The sequence below is a fragment of the uncultured Arcticibacterium sp. genome (genome assembly GCF_964021845.1).
Taxonomy (GTDB): Bacteria; Bacteroidota; Bacteroidia; order Cytophagales; family Spirosomataceae; genus Arcticibacterium.
The window spans coordinates 1357557-1371898 of sequence record NZ_CAXHZC010000001.1 but is presented as its reverse complement, the minus strand read 5'-3'; the positions used below and the strand labels follow the sequence as shown (position 1 = coordinate 1371898).

The window sequence follows — 14342 nt, the reverse complement described above, 5'->3', positions numbered from 1 at the left end:
GAGACTCTGCAAAGGGGAAATAATATGGCACGGTTATGACCTCAAAAAGCCTTATTCTTTATTCTAATCAGTTTGCCGTTTTGTTCGTCGGTTAGTATATATAGTTTTCCCATAGGGCTTTGGAGTATTTTACGAATTCTCATGCGGTCATTGACAAACAACTCTTCTGTGCTTTTTATTATTTCCCCTTCCATAACTATTCGCCAGAGACTTCCCCTCGAGAGGCCTCCAACTAGCAAATTTCCATTCCAAGCTTTAAATTCATCACCCTTATAGAAGAGTAAGCCCGTAGGGGCTACTGTGTGTGTCCAGAACCACTTAGGGTCAGTATAAACGCTACCCTCGATGGCTTTTGGAGCATATTCTGTATATCTATATTTCCCCGTAGTTTTAATAGGCCAGCCGTAATTTGCCCCTGGTTTCAAAATATTTATCTCATCACCCTGATGGGTTCCGTGCTCACTAAACCAGATAGATTTTGTGTTTGGGTTTAAAGCCAAACCTTGTGCCGCACGAATTCCGATGGCGTATAAACCTGGGGTGGCATTTTTACCGAAATCGGGGTTGTCTTCTGGAATACTTCCATCTGTATTTATTCTATAGATTTTGCCTCTTTTATCTTCTATATTTTGGGCAAGGGGCAGGCTAGGTTCATCTTTTTCATTGAATAATCTTTCGCCTACGGTAAAATATAGCTTGCCTTCAGCATCAAAAGCCATTCCGCCACCATAGTGATACCTGTCTCTTGAAAACGGATCGGCCACAAAAAGGACCTTGATTTGACTTAGAGTGTTGTTCTCTAGTTTGGCTCTAATCACCTTTGTGGTGGTACCAAGGCTACTTTGTGCGGCATAAGATAAGTAGATGTATTTGTTTGATTCAAAACTAGGGTCTATTAAAACTTCAAACTTTCCTGTATTATCCCCAGCATGAAAAAAGCCAATGCTGTCTGCCATGTCTTTTGGGAATCCCTGAATTACGGTTTTTGTCTTAGTTTCTAGGTTTAGTTTAACTAAATCGCCCTCTTTCTCTGAAATAAGGACTTCCTTTTCTGTTAAGAATGCCATGCTCCACGGCCTTTTCAAACCTTCGTAGAGTATTTCTTTTTCAGGTTTTATAGCACCCAAGTCAAAAGTTTTATGTGTTTTGCTGGTAGAAACTTTATCAGCTATTTTCCAACCTTGGCTGGTTTTCATCAGGTTGAAATAATCTGTAAAAAGCCGGCTTGAAGTACTGATTTCAACTTTGGCACTTCCCATATTATTTGTGATGTCAATGTTTATAATTCTCGTCTCCAAATTTGGGGTTCTTTCATGGGGTTTAAAGAATGATAAATACTTGTTTTTGGAGTATTCAAAGAATTGACCTTCTCTATAGTTTTTTAATTGACAAGACTCGTGCATGACCTTACTGAGTTTTGTGGTATCACCAGTTGCCCAGCCTTCAAAGTAAAGATCAATGGTGTTTTCAATCAATTGCCTTTCTGTAAAGTCTGATTGAGAAAAAGAGGAGAAAAAGGAGAAGAGGAGTGTTAAACTGAGAAGTATGTTTTTCATTGTAAAAGATTATTTTGATGTGCCAAAATGGTACTGTTCCATTTGGTTTTACAAAGGTGTCTTCTACGTAAAGAGGTGGGGTATGAGTTTTTAAATTCGAAGTACGGAATTATAAATCTGTACTTTTAGCTTGCTGATAGGCACTCGGAGTAAGGTTTTTAAGCTTCTTGAAGGTAGAAAAAAAGGTAGACTTAGAATTAAAGCCAACATCTTCTCCAATAGCTTCAATGGTTAGCTTACTCTTTTTTGATAGAGCCTTGCAAGCCTCATTGATTCTATATTCATTCACAAATAGTGTGAAGTTTTTTCCAAGATTGTCATTTAAAAATTGAGAAAGTTGGTGAGAAGAAATATTCAACTCTTTAGCCAAGTCATTTACTTTCAGGTTTGGGTTCTTAAATAAATGCCTTTCTTCCATGAGCATTTTGAGCTTACTTATGAGTAGCGAAGCATCTTCTGGATTAAGTTTTTTGTCTGAATACTTTTTTGGAGCAAAAGAGGATAAATCACTGGTTTTTTTACGGTAAAGTAAAACGAAAAGAATGCCATAAAGTAAAATAGAAAAGCAAATAGCTCCTAAAATATAGCTTCCTCTAGTGCGTCCTACTATAGCCCATACATAAGCTGCATAAAGGACTGTTACAGCTAACCAAATACTCAAAATTGACTTTTCGTAAGGTTCCCATTTTCCCTTTTTCTTAAGAATGTTAATTAAGCTTAGTCCGCCAAAACCTACATAAATGCCCCACTGCACATATATGGCTGGAATTATATAGTTGCCCCAATAATAGGGGAAATTATGATAAGGGTAAATTAGGCCTATGGCAAGAATAAGGATAAACCAAGAAGCTAGCTGGACATTCCAGAACTTGGGCATCTTTTTAATCTTTCCTATTTCGGACTTTATATAAAAGAAAAGAAATGGGCCAATAAAAAAGCAAGCCGTGAGCCCTAGTTGAAGATAAATTTTAGGTAAATCATAATTAAAAAAGAACGCTACTGATTTACCTATTCGGATGCTTAAAACTATGAGCAGGGCTCCAAGTAAATAATTGGATAAATATTTCTTAGAACTGAAAAATAGAAAGTAAATGCCCAGCAGTAAGCCATTAAATGCCCCTAGAGCACTAAAAAAGAACAATACTTGACTGCCAAGTCCCATTTTTACGTTGGTTTTACCCTACAAAAATATGGTGATTTTCTAAACAAACTATTCTTCCTCCTTCACAGGGTCCGTATTTCTGAAATTCAATGTCTCAAAATCAAAGCTAGCTTCAATAATGGACTTTTCTAATTCCACAATACCAGCTAATGATTCATAGTCAACTTTGTCTGGGTCGTCGGTGGGTTTATGATAGTTTGGGTGGTCGCCCGTATGAAAAAACATGACCGGAATGTCTTTCTCGTAAAAGGTAGTTTGGTCAGAACCACCACGGCTTTTCATAGAGTCATTTGATAGAAAGTAAACGTGTTTTTGTTACTGCAACCCAAAGGCACTTGCCGCCAAACATAAGAGCATAGCGACTATAAATGTTTTTTCATGCTGCTGAATAAATGTGTATTTCCAAAAGAAGTGAAAATGGTACTAGGAGTGCAAAGGGGAGGATTTGTTGAGAATAAAAAGTGGGCTGGATTTTCTTTTCAAACCGTGATGATTTGTCACGGTTTCGTTGCTATTGGCTCTAAAGTCCAGAAGGTTTTATATTTCTTTTTCAACTGTCCGATACCTTAGGACAATTCACATCCTAACTTTTTTCTCGTCTATAAAAACTTCGGAATTAGCGATTATTAATTGTTGGCGTCCAAGAAAAAGATTAAACGGAATAAATTCCTTATATCGCCCTTTACTGTATGAGTACGGTCGAAATTCTAACTGAAGTGCTAAAAGTATATTTGGATGATATTAAGAATTTTGAGTGTGCGAGTTTACAGGGTGGTGCTTTTTTTGTTTCGTTTTTTTACATTAAAAAAAATGAAATCCTGGCTGGAAGGCCAGCGGAATAAAAAGATGGTAGCTTTTTGGTATTATTCTTATTGAAAATGTATTTACCAATAAAGCAATATCGACTCTAGATTCTATTTCTTTAATTATTCAGATGCCTCAATTACCTTTTCTACCCTAGCAACATCGTCAGATTTAGACAAAGTAAGACGTACCACACTATCCTGAATAGCACTTAAATCGTGAGGAACATTGGCTTCTAAGGTTAGAATATCGCCTTCTTTTATTCTGTGGACTGTGTTTTCTACGCCAAAAGCGATTTCACCTTGGAGCAAATGAACCACAATAGGAAACTTAGTTTGATGTTGTTTCATCACCTGTCCAGCTTTCAAAAGTATGCGTATTTCTTTTGAGAAAGCTGTTTCTAAAATTACCTTGGTTTTAATTTTATCTCCGAAAAGCAAGCCTTCTTGGAATGATGTTAGTAACATATGATTTTTTTCCTTTCTTGTAAAGAAACAAAGGAAACCGGTGGCTAAATATGACGGCTGTCATGGTGGAGGTTTGAGGGCTTTTTTATACGCTCTGCAAGGGAATAATGCTAAAGGTCTTTCTCCCTTTGTATTTTTACAGGAGCTAATTCATGCCCAAACATGCTCAGTACCACATTCACCTTGTCCATGTTTAGGTTGGTTTTTCCTTGTTCTATTTTACGTAAGACAGTAAGGGCAATACCCGCACGTTCCGCAAATTCTTCTTGCGTAAGATTTACCGCTTTTCTTCGCTCTTTTACAAACGTTGCTAATACTTTCATTATATGCTTTTTGATATAAAATGATGTAAATAAAGTAAATTATATGCAAATAGATATAGTTATGTATAAACACCTAGTTTATATGTTTTGGCATATAATTACTTTAAAGGAAAGAGCTTTTACCGCAGATTTTAGACTACGAGTTGTAGTGAAATATTGAGGTAAAAGCCAGAGGCTTTTTAACGGCACACCGACGCTGCATTTATCCGCCTTTGGAGGAAGCATCGGAGAGCTGACCGATGGATTAAGAATCGCAGAGCGGAGCTGGAAATTGTTAGCTCTAATTCGTTTTTCTGAGGTATCATTTTATTTTTCTATTTTTGGATAAAACTAAAACTACCTTCAATGAAAACAATCACTTGTCCGAACTGCCAAAACTCAGGAATTTCAATGACTTCAAAATTCTGCGGGGAATGCGGAAATCGGATAGCCTGCGAATGTGGTGCAATATTAAATATTAAAGATAAATTTTGTCAAAGTTGTGGGAAATCGAATAAGAAATTTGAAAATCAAAAGAACAATCATAAAAACAGATTTGTATTCAGTGAAGATAAAGATGGGCGAAAGATGGAAGCAGAGTTTAGCGATAATGCGACGAAGGATTTAGCTGATACTTTGCGTGATGTTCTAGTTGCGAACCAATTAGGTTCTAAAATCAATAATAGCTTGTCAAAAAAACGAATTGAACTTCCAGAATCTGAACCCTCAAAAGTGGATGATTGGGAAACTGAGGTTTCTGAATTGGTTGCTGATAATGAAGTTGAAAGCATTGATAGCACAGCTGAAAATGTTGATGTTAATTACCCTAGCATTAATCTTGTGACTATGAGGAATTTACCAGCAAATGAAACAGAATGGATTCTAGTCTATTCGTTTTATGCATCCAATTTTGGAAAGAAAATATTTACAAGAGGTGACATAATGAGTTGCTATGATAAGTCTAATCGAAAAACATCCAATAGAGTTAAGAATTTATCGTCGTATATTAAAAGAGCTGTTCAAAAGGGAGCAATAAACCCTTTGAATAATAAGGGCGAGTTTTCGCTTTTGGAAGAAGGGTTACAAGCAGCTGAAGAAATTGTGAAAAGATCGAAAAGTAGCCCTGTGAAAGCAAAATCATCCTCAAAAGTAAAGGAGGGTGCTGATAGTAAAAAGAACGATAGTGGGAAAAGAATTTCGCTAAGAACAAAACTTGAAGTTTTGGAGCTAGGGATAGGGGAATCTCAACGTCAAAAGTTAAGAGAGTTCGTTATCGAAAAATTACCAAAATCACAAGAGGATTTAGTTCTTGTCTTAGGGTATTGGCTTTCAAAGGAAATGAATATTAATGAGTTTGGAATAAATGAAATTTATACAGCAGTTCAGATTGTAGATGAGAAAACACCTAGAAATTTAGGGCAGGTTTTTATAAACCTGAAAGGAAGTGGAAGACTTACGAAAAATAAAGCTTCTAAGAAGTACAGTTTGAATCATGTTGGTGACGATTTCGTAAAGTTTAAATTACCCAAATCGTAATTATTTGATGGATAAGTTAGAAGCGTTGTGTAAGCTTATAGATCTTGAGAAGATCTCAAAACTTGATGTGGCTATCGCTTTGATATGGTTTCATTGCGTTTTAAATAATGAGCAGGAGTGCGATGTGAAAAAAATCAACGAATACTTTGAGGCTGTTAACCTTCCAAAATACAATGTCACATATTTAAAACGGGGTCTAGCTAAATCAAAAAAAATTACTAAGGGTAAAGTCAAAGGCACATTTAAATTAGTTCGTAAAACCAAATTAGAACATGATGAGCGGTTATCTAAATTGTTTGAAGCAAATGAGTTAAGCGTTGAGACTACAGTTGACTTATCGTTAGCCCCTTTTTTAGATGCGTCGGATGTGACGGCAGCTAATAAAATGGCAGAATTATATGTTGTCATACACTGTTATGAAAATTCTGTGCGGCGATTAATCGAGAGAACGTTTTTAAACTCATTTGGAAGCAATTGGTGGGATACTGTTTCAAATTCGGGGATGAAAAAGAAATATGAAGACAGAAAGGCTAAAGAAGGAAAAAATAAATGGTTAAGTCCAAGAGGTAATGGGGTATCGCCATTATATTACTTAGATTGGTCAGATTTAGTGGCTCTTTTTCGGAAAAATGAATCAACTTTTGAGCCAATTGTTCGTGATTTGAGATTTGTTGAGCTCCGTCTAGAAGAATTAGAGAAAACTAGAAATATAGTTGCTCATAATGGTGTATTGCCTTCAATCGACGACTTTCAGAGGTTAAAACTCTCCTTTAAAGACTGGTGTAAACAAATTGATGAGAAAATACTACCAAATTAGTACATCTAATAAAACGCACTAGTAATTTACCATTCATTTTAAGACTCTTTAATTTAAAGGTTATTCTGCCTGTGATGATATTTCTCTTAATCAGAGTCTCTCTTTCTGCCGAGAGGCAGGCCTAAAGGACTCTGGCTCGCTTTAAGTAACCTATTAACCCTTTGGAAAGTGTGATTTGATTTTTATTCGTGAATCGTTTGCGTTTAATTAATGTGGAGTTGGGCAGACGCTTTTAGAAGTACGGAGTCCCTATCGGAGACTCCGTAAGGGTATGGTTTTATCCTTCTCTATTGACCTTGTACCCCGCTGGAGTATACAAGGAGTGTATTTTGTTTTATCTGAAGAAGGTTAAAGTAAATCCAAGTTTATTGATTATTCGGTCATGGGAAACTGGAAAATCCCAGCCTAAATGGACATAATTAATATTTGATAAATAGCCTCACCAAACTACTCTCCCTCAAAAAGGCACTATCGCAAACACCAAACAACATGCAGAAGACATCATACATTTATAATTTTATCAGAGACCACATAAGTAAGACTAATCTTTATAGATTTGTTGTAGTACCCTAAAATCACTTTTATGCTTAAGAACTTATTCTTTATCCTATTTATCAGCAGCCAAGTTTTGACTTAGCAAGAGGAGAAAGCGGGACTTCTACGGCACTTCAAGCTCCTTTTACGGGTGATGATGTTCTATTTTTGAAAAAGATGTAATGGATAATTGATTATAGGTTTAAATCTAATATTGGGAAAAGTCTTTTTCTTTATTCTATATCCAAGTAATAAACCGCCTCTAAAAATCTTTTAGAAGCTAGTTCTTCATCTATGTCTGATTTTAATTCTTTCAAAACACCGGCTACTCTTATTTTTTTGTTCGGAAGTTTTTTCCTGTCTTTAATATGAGCTATAATAAAATTTGTATCTGAAGGTATATCCCTTAACTCATATACGTCATATAAGTCCATCAAAGGAATCATAGAGAATGTGGTTACTTCGCCCGTGAGTATTGGAATCATAATAAAGCCAACTAGCTCATCTTTTGACTCTATTAGGGTTGGTGTTCCGGTAATTATTGTGTTTTCGCCTAATTTTCCTCTGGTATAAGCTTGAGATGGTATTATATGAAGGGGTTTGTACTTGAGGTAGGCCTCTCTAAGTTCTATTTCTAGTTTAGAAATAACTTCTTCTCTTTTTTCTTCATTGAGCTTAGATATTGCAATATCAAGGAAGAGCATCATTTGTTGCTTATTATTGAACAGACCCGCAACTTTACTTAATTCAGCTTCTACAATCAATCCATCATTTGCTTGCGTTAAGAGGTTGTAAAAGCGTCCTCCATTATCAAGTGCATGTAGGGCTTTGTCAATGTTTTTAAATGGTTCTATCTTTATCATATCCTGCTAAGTATTGAGCTTTGACCTTAAAACTAGTCTATTAATGTCAAAGCAACAAAAAGCCCCACCCCCCAAAGGAGGCAGGACTTGCATTTATATTTAGATAGAGGTATTAAAACTTATTTAAGGTAGGCTTCCACGGCACTTGCTCTGCTTTGAGCATGTGATTTTAAAGTGCTCACCGCTGAACTAAATTCAGACGAATTTCTCAAAAACGTATAACCCTGAACCTCTGTGGTGGCATACGGCTCTAATAAAGTTTGATATTTAGTATACAAACCTTCCTTGCTCTCCCGTTCCTACAACAGGTAAAAATTGGTCTCCAAGAATTATCGATAAAATTTTATGTGCAAATAGGAACCCATCAGGCATTCTATTCAATATTACTCGGAGAGCAGTTTCATCTATTTTCCTATTAAAGGATTTATCAAGGAATATCACTGACCCAAAGACTGTTTTCATTCGTTAAACTATTTGTCACAATTTTGGCTTTTTAAGGCCAAAAGCTCCGCCAAATGCTTTATTTGAACAAGATGGGTTGCACCGTCTCTATTAACATTATACTCCGCAGGGGTATGTCGGCATGCATTTTTCCTATCAAAGACTCCGCAAGGGGATATTAGGTAGCCTTCGGCTAAAGCATGGGAAATCCAGTCAAAGGTGGTGTAGGAAAAAGGTTTTCTGACGTTGAGAATCAAGTGTTTAATGATCTACAGTTAGCTTTTTTCTGGCAACTCTTTACTTGTTTTAATGGTATTTTCTGCTGTGAGTATTTTCATTTGAGAAATGGCTATTTGGTTTAGTTTTACAAGCCTTTGGCTTTGTGGCAAATTGTCATTTATAAATACCGCATTGAGGTTTTCTAGATTTGCTAGACATACGAGTTGAGTGACATTACTGTAATCTCTCATATTTCCAGTTTCGGAAGGATTTTCTTCTCTCCACTGTTTGGCTGTTTTGCCATAGAGTGCCATATTGAGTACATCGGCCTCTGTAGCATATACCATTGCGGTTTGACTACTATTAAGACTCTTGGGTATTAAATTTTGTTTAATAGCATCAGTATGGATGCGGTAATTTAACTTAGTTAAGCTTCGTTTTACATCCCAGTCTAGAGTTTTAGTTTCTTTTTCTTTTAGCCTTTGAAACTCCTTTATTAAATAAAATTTAAATTCTACAGAAACCCAAGACGCGAACTCTAATGCAATGTCTAAATGTGCAAAGGTTCCGCCATATCTTCCTGCTTTTGAGGTTATACCGATAGCGTTGGTCGTCGTAATCCATTTTTTAGGAGAAAGCACAAAGTGATTATAACCTGCTTCATTTTTAAACTGGTCGAATTCGACTAGTTTGAAATCTGAATTATTTATTTTTTCCCAAAGTCCTAATAATTCAATGGTATTCTTATTTCGAAGCCAGTTTTTAATGATGTCAGCTGGAGCTTCTGGATTTTTATATTTTGCAATATCTGTTATGCAGATAAATTCCTTATCTTGAATTGTAGTAAATCCAACATTTAAACCAACTATTTCTATTTTACCATTTTTCTTGCTCCTAACTCTAGATATAGCATAGGTCTTAAGGTTACTTTTAAGCTCTAAGTTATAAAAAAATAGGACTACCAGCTTAAAAAGCAAAAATCAGGAAAAACCTCATTGATTGATTCTTAGGTCATGTCACACAAAAAAATCCCACCCAAATTGAGCAGGATTAGTCGATATAACTCATTTTTACATTATAAGGGGTTTATCAAGGAGCATAACTGACTCATAGACTGTTTTCATCCATTATACTATTTGTCACAATTTTGGCTTTTTAAGGCCAAAAGCTCCGCCAAATGCTTTATTTGAACAAGACGGGTTGCACCCGTCTCTATTTACATTATACTCCGCAGGGGTATGTCGGCATGCATTTTTAATAGAAAAGGGAATGCTCAGCTTTAGGGTAAATTGAACCAAGCTTAAAAATTAGCACAATTACAAAGGTAAGTTGCATTTAGGGCTACATCCCAGCTGAAATTTGTGGTACGAGTTGCAGCACCAGCAGCATCTCGCGTGTAAGAGCAATAACATGCTTTCTGAAAATTAATACCAATACTTTCTGCAGGAGTTCCTCCTTCTGAGTGGCTCATCGAGAAAGAAGTAATGATACAATTTTCATATTTTACTTTATGTTCTATTACATATTTAGAACCTGTATATTTTAAATAGAAAACCTCAATGTATGGGATATGAGTTCCAGTGCCTACATAGGATCTGAAAATAGCCGAATTAACATCGGATTGCCTACTGATAGTAAAGTCTTGAAAGTTTGGTGCTCCAGCTCCACCACCACCACCAGTATGTGTTGTGCTAGGGTTTGATAAGCCTTCAGAAATAGATTCTACGTTTAAACCCTTCGAAATTCCATCACCTTCTGCAGGTCCTTCAATGCCAGTGGCAGGGTCAAATTCAATAACTAAGCCTGATAAGTCCATGTCCATTGCAGGGCTTCCAGTATTGAGATAAGCAGTGGTTTGAATAGTACCATCAGGAAATTTAACACCGCCGCTACTTGAGAAAATAATTCCGTTTACTTCAAGTTCAGGAGCTGGAGCCATCGAAACGCCTTTTTTTTCTTGGGCAATTATTAAAGTAGAATTTAGGCATAGTAAAACGATAGTTTTTATAAATGTAGTTTTCATGGTATTCTGTTAACTGTTAAACTAAGTTAACTGTTTTCTACAGGAAATAAAAGCTTGATCTCGACTATGAAGATTAAATCGTATTGGTGCAAATACTCAAAATGGAACAAGATTTCGTTTGAATTTTTCTCTTATAAGAGTCTAATATTTAAATAAATTAGCTGATAAACCTAAAAAAATCCCACCCAAAATGGGCAGGACTTGCATTTATATTTAGGTAGAGGTATTAAAACTTATTTAAGGTAGGCTTCCACGGCACTTGCTCTGCTTTGAGCATGTGATTTTAAAGTGCTCACCGCTGAACTAAATTCAGACGAATTTCTCAAAAACGTATAACCCTGAACCTCCGTGCTGGCATATGGCTCTAGCAACGTTTGGTATTGACTGTACAAGGCCTGCATGGCAGCTGGCTCAAAAGCTCCTGTTATCACCTCTTGTAGATACGCATCATACTTAGCTTTGTATTCGTCTTGCTGATATAAATAGCCAATAATAGGCCATTGGTTAGTAGATAAATCGGAGAAGTTAAGATTTAAAGAGCCACCTTGATTCCCTGTTTGTAATGCTTCGTTATTATCCCACGGAATCCATGTCAGTAAACCATTGTCAGGGTTATTATATAGGTAATAGTTATGCGTCATTCTGCCATATGTATCCCAGTTTTGGATGGTGGTGTTTACCGCCAAATATTTCAAGAATACATCGGTGTCAAAAACACTTTCTAGCTGAGTTTTCCATGAATCCACGTTAGAAGTTCTAGAAGCATCATGTAGGATGTCATAAAGAGCTCTCACGTCAGAGAAATCTGCTTCGTCCTCATTGTTTTCTTTGGCTATTTCGTCGGTATCAAAAGTGCCGCTGGCAAAACTCGCTCCGTCTCCGTCTGGTTCGTATAAGTTTCCTTTATCGCTAGAAAACTGGTCGTCTATCACGGTATCGCTAATTTCTTCCACCATAGTGTAAAGTCCAAAGTAGGTTGGACCATCGCCGTGGTCTACATATACGGCATAAAAAGCAGTATGAGCTCCTGCCAGGCCAGCGTTTATAAAGACGTCGCCAGCTACTTTTTCACGCATAAAAGATTTGTCGTTATAGTTATTTTTAAGGCTCAGTTTCTTGAAACCATTAAAACGTTGATTGTCAATTTGCGGATACTCGTCTTCAAACTCATCAAAATCAAGTTTGAAAGATAATTTCAGGTTACCGCTTTTCCAGGTAGACTGTAAACTAGAGTTTCCTTTAAATCTAACACCCACGCGGTACCATTCTTTTCCGTTATAAAACACTTCACTGGGTACAAAAGTTGGGTTCTCTACATCTGATAGGGCAGGGCCTCCACCACCCGGTCCGCCACCGCTTGTTCCTCCAAAAGTTCCGTATTTACTGGTCATATCAGCCAGCATAAGATTCCATCTGTTTTGAGTAAGAACAATGTCGATACGCTGTACCTCATTATCATTAAAAACTAGGTTGTAGTTTGCATCACCATCTTTACTATGAGTAGCATCAGTCCAGTCGGTGGCTTCAAAATCAGTATCAGCGTAGGTTTCTTCCTCTACTTCTTGGTTAGGGTCTACTATTACTGTGCCAGGGTCTACTAAAATATCGCTGTCTGAGCAGGCCAGAAAAACGGTAGAGCTCACTACCAATATAGTTAATGGAGCTATGGTAGAAAGTAAGATTTTATTGAGGTTCATATTATTTAAACTTGATTCATATTTCATGTTTAGATACGAACGCCCAAAAAAACTTGCGGCTTGGCCGATATTTTTTTTAACAAGCGAAAATGTGACCCTTTTGAGGACTTATTAAAAGATAACCTTTGGTCAATTAAAGGTTTGACGAAATTTGAGTGGAGCGTAGTTAGTTTTTGACTTAAAGAGCTTGCTAAATGATTGGGAATGCTCAAAACCAAGCTGATAGGCTATTTCGCTAACAGATAAATTAGTAGTGGCTAATTGTTCTTTTGCTTTTTCAATCAGCTTTTCGTGAATGTGCTGTTGAGTGTTTTGTCCTGTCAAAGACTTTAGCAAATTGCTCAAATAATTGGGCGATAAATTTAGCTTTTCAGCCACATATTGTACAGTTGGCAGTCCTGTGTTAATCAGATTTTCGTCATTGAAAAAATCATTTAAAAGCGTTTCTAATCGTTCCAAAACTTCATGGTTATTCTTCTTTCGGGTGATAAACTGCCTTTGATAAAACCGCTCCGAATAACTGAGCAATAGCTCTATTTGGGCTGTGATGATGCTTTGACTAAAGTTATCTATGTTTCCTTCTATTTCCTGACCTATGTTTTGTAAAATACTTTCAATGAGCTTCTCCTCCTTCTTTGACATAAAAAGGGCTTCATTTATGGCATAATTAAAGAAATCGTAGCTCTTAATACTCTTTGCCAAACTGGAATTCCAGATAAAATCAGGATGAATAAGCAGTAGCCAACCTGAGGGTTTCAGGTTGGCATTGGTATTAGGTTCAATACTCAGGAGCTGCCCAGGGGCTATAAAAGAGAGAATACCTTCAGTGAAATCATATTCTTGCTGCCCGTAACGAAGTACACCCACATTTCTTTTTAGTCCTATAGAGTAAAAGTTAAAATGCCATGTTTCTCCCACATACTCAGGCGGTAATTTTACAAGACCATAATCTATCAAACTCACCAATGGATGCAAAGGACTGTCAAGCCCCCGTATCTTATGGAAGTCGCTAATGGTTTCAATTTTTCTGAGCTTGTTCTGCATCTTTATAACATTATTCCACCCGAAGCTTCTATTCGCTGTCCGTTAAGCCATTTAGCATCTTCTGTACATAAAAATGCTACTATGCCGCCTATGTCCTCAGGTTCGCCCATTCTGCCTAATGCAGTAAAATTAGCTACGGCTTTTATTTTCTGTTCATTGTTTTTATTTTCTCCACCACCAAAATCAGTACCAACCGCACCAGGAGCGACCACATTAACGGCTATTTTTCTGTGACCAAGTTCTTTGGCTAAATATCGTGAAAAAACTTCAACGGCCCCTTTAGCCGAAGCATAAGCAGACGAGTTAGGTAAAGAAAACCTGGTTAATCCTGAAGAAATATTGACAATACGGCCACCATCCTTTAATAAAGGAACGGCTTTTTGTGTCAAAAAATAAACGCCTTTAAAGTGAATGTTGAGCATACTGTCAAACTGCTCTTCGGTAGTTTCCATGAAGGGTTTGTAAATGCCTGTTCCTGCATTATTAATCAGAAAATCGAAAGTGGGGCTGCCATAGTTACTTGTCAGGTATGTAGAGAGTTGTGAGAAGAATTTATCAAATTGGTTGACATCACTGGTGTCTAATTGAAAAGCTTTTGCTTTTTGTCCGTTTTGTTCTATTTCGTTTAGAACCTCGTTTGCAGCAGCCTCATTGCTATGATACGTAAATATGACATCTATTCCTTCTTTAGAAAGATTCAGGGCCATATTTCTGCCTAAGCCACGGCTACCACCGGTAAGTAAGGCTATTTTGTTATTTGACATTTCGTTTAAATTTTGTTTCTACAAATGTCTGTAGCATCGATAAAACATTTGTATCCAAATCTATGCTTATTGTAGCTAATATGCATAAATGTCAATGCTGAAGGCAAGCTTCT

General features: G+C 36.7%; 14 protein-coding genes. 2 read left to right on the top strand and 12 right to left on the bottom strand.

Annotation, left to right across the window (positions count from 1 at the left end):
* Positions 1 to 41: 41 nt before the first annotated feature.
* From AADJ06_RS05845 to AADJ06_RS05825, 5 genes are all read right to left on the bottom strand, one after another.
* Positions 42 to 1556 carry a PQQ-dependent sugar dehydrogenase gene (locus AADJ06_RS05845; RefSeq protein ID WP_341225471.1) on the bottom strand — a complete coding sequence of 505 codons (1515 nt, stop codon included), beginning with the start codon at positions 1554 to 1556 and terminating at the stop codon, positions 42 to 44.
* Between the two features lie 109 nt (positions 1557 to 1665).
* On the bottom strand, positions 1666 to 2718 hold the full coding sequence (locus AADJ06_RS05840) for a helix-turn-helix domain-containing protein (protein ID WP_341225470.1): 1053 nt from the start codon (positions 2716 to 2718) through the stop codon (positions 1666 to 1668).
* Positions 2719 to 2766: 48 nt separating this feature from the next.
* A complete protein-coding gene (locus AADJ06_RS05835; protein WP_341225469.1) occupies positions 2767 to 3000 on the bottom strand; it encodes a M28 family peptidase in 234 nt (77 codons plus the stop codon).
* Positions 3001 to 3644: 644 nt separating this feature from the next.
* Positions 3645 to 3989: a cupin domain-containing protein gene (locus AADJ06_RS05830; protein ID WP_341225468.1), complete on the bottom strand. Its 345-nt coding sequence runs from the start codon at positions 3987 to 3989 to the stop codon at positions 3645 to 3647.
* Positions 3990 to 4099: 110 nt separating this feature from the next.
* Positions 4100 to 4312 (bottom strand): helix-turn-helix domain-containing protein, encoded by a 213-nt coding sequence (locus tag AADJ06_RS05825; protein WP_341225467.1) that lies wholly within the window; start codon positions 4310 to 4312, stop codon positions 4100 to 4102.
* Between the two features lie 345 nt (positions 4313 to 4657).
* Here AADJ06_RS05825 and AADJ06_RS05820 point away from each other — a divergent pair, with 345 nt between their 5' ends.
* Both AADJ06_RS05820 and AADJ06_RS05815 read left to right on the top strand, forming a co-directional pair.
* Positions 4658 to 5827: a zinc ribbon domain-containing protein gene (locus tag AADJ06_RS05820; RefSeq protein WP_341225466.1), complete on the top strand. Its 1170-nt coding sequence runs from the start codon at positions 4658 to 4660 to the stop codon at positions 5825 to 5827.
* 7 nt (positions 5828 to 5834) lie between these two features.
* Positions 5835 to 6644, top strand: coding sequence for a Swt1 family HEPN domain-containing protein (locus AADJ06_RS05815; protein WP_341225465.1), 810 nt, complete (start codon positions 5835 to 5837; stop codon positions 6642 to 6644).
* Between the two features lie 767 nt (positions 6645 to 7411).
* Here AADJ06_RS05815 and AADJ06_RS05810 read toward each other — a convergent pair.
* The 7 genes from AADJ06_RS05810 to AADJ06_RS05780 all read right to left on the bottom strand — a co-directional run bounded on the left by AADJ06_RS05810 (position 7412) and on the right by AADJ06_RS05780 (position 14229).
* Positions 7412 to 8041: a hypothetical protein gene (locus AADJ06_RS05810; protein ID WP_341225464.1), complete on the bottom strand. Its 630-nt coding sequence runs from the start codon at positions 8039 to 8041 to the stop codon at positions 7412 to 7414.
* Positions 8042 to 8160: 119 nt separating this feature from the next.
* Positions 8161 to 8319 carry a hypothetical protein gene (locus AADJ06_RS05805; protein WP_341225463.1) on the bottom strand — a complete coding sequence of 53 codons (159 nt, stop codon included), beginning with the start codon at positions 8317 to 8319 and terminating at the stop codon, positions 8161 to 8163.
* A 438-nt stretch (positions 8320 to 8757) separates the two neighbouring features.
* Positions 8758 to 9576 (bottom strand): KilA-N domain-containing protein, encoded by an 819-nt coding sequence (locus AADJ06_RS05800; RefSeq protein WP_341225653.1) that lies wholly within the window; start codon positions 9574 to 9576, stop codon positions 8758 to 8760.
* 425 nt (positions 9577 to 10001) lie between these two features.
* On the bottom strand, positions 10002 to 10724 hold the full coding sequence (locus tag AADJ06_RS05795; RefSeq protein ID WP_341225462.1) for a type VI secretion system tube protein Hcp: 723 nt from the start codon (positions 10722 to 10724) through the stop codon (positions 10002 to 10004).
* Positions 10725 to 10957: 233 nt separating this feature from the next.
* A complete protein-coding gene (locus AADJ06_RS05790) occupies positions 10958 to 12421 on the bottom strand; it encodes a CotH kinase family protein (RefSeq protein WP_341225461.1) in 1464 nt (487 codons plus the stop codon).
* Positions 12422 to 12550: 129 nt separating this feature from the next.
* Positions 12551 to 13465, bottom strand: coding sequence for a helix-turn-helix transcriptional regulator (locus AADJ06_RS05785; RefSeq protein WP_341225460.1), 915 nt, complete (start codon positions 13463 to 13465; stop codon positions 12551 to 12553).
* Between the two features lie 2 nt (positions 13466 to 13467).
* On the bottom strand, positions 13468 to 14229 hold the full coding sequence (locus AADJ06_RS05780) for an SDR family oxidoreductase (protein ID WP_341225459.1): 762 nt from the start codon (positions 14227 to 14229) through the stop codon (positions 13468 to 13470).
* Between the last annotated feature and the right edge of the window lie 113 nt (positions 14230 to 14342).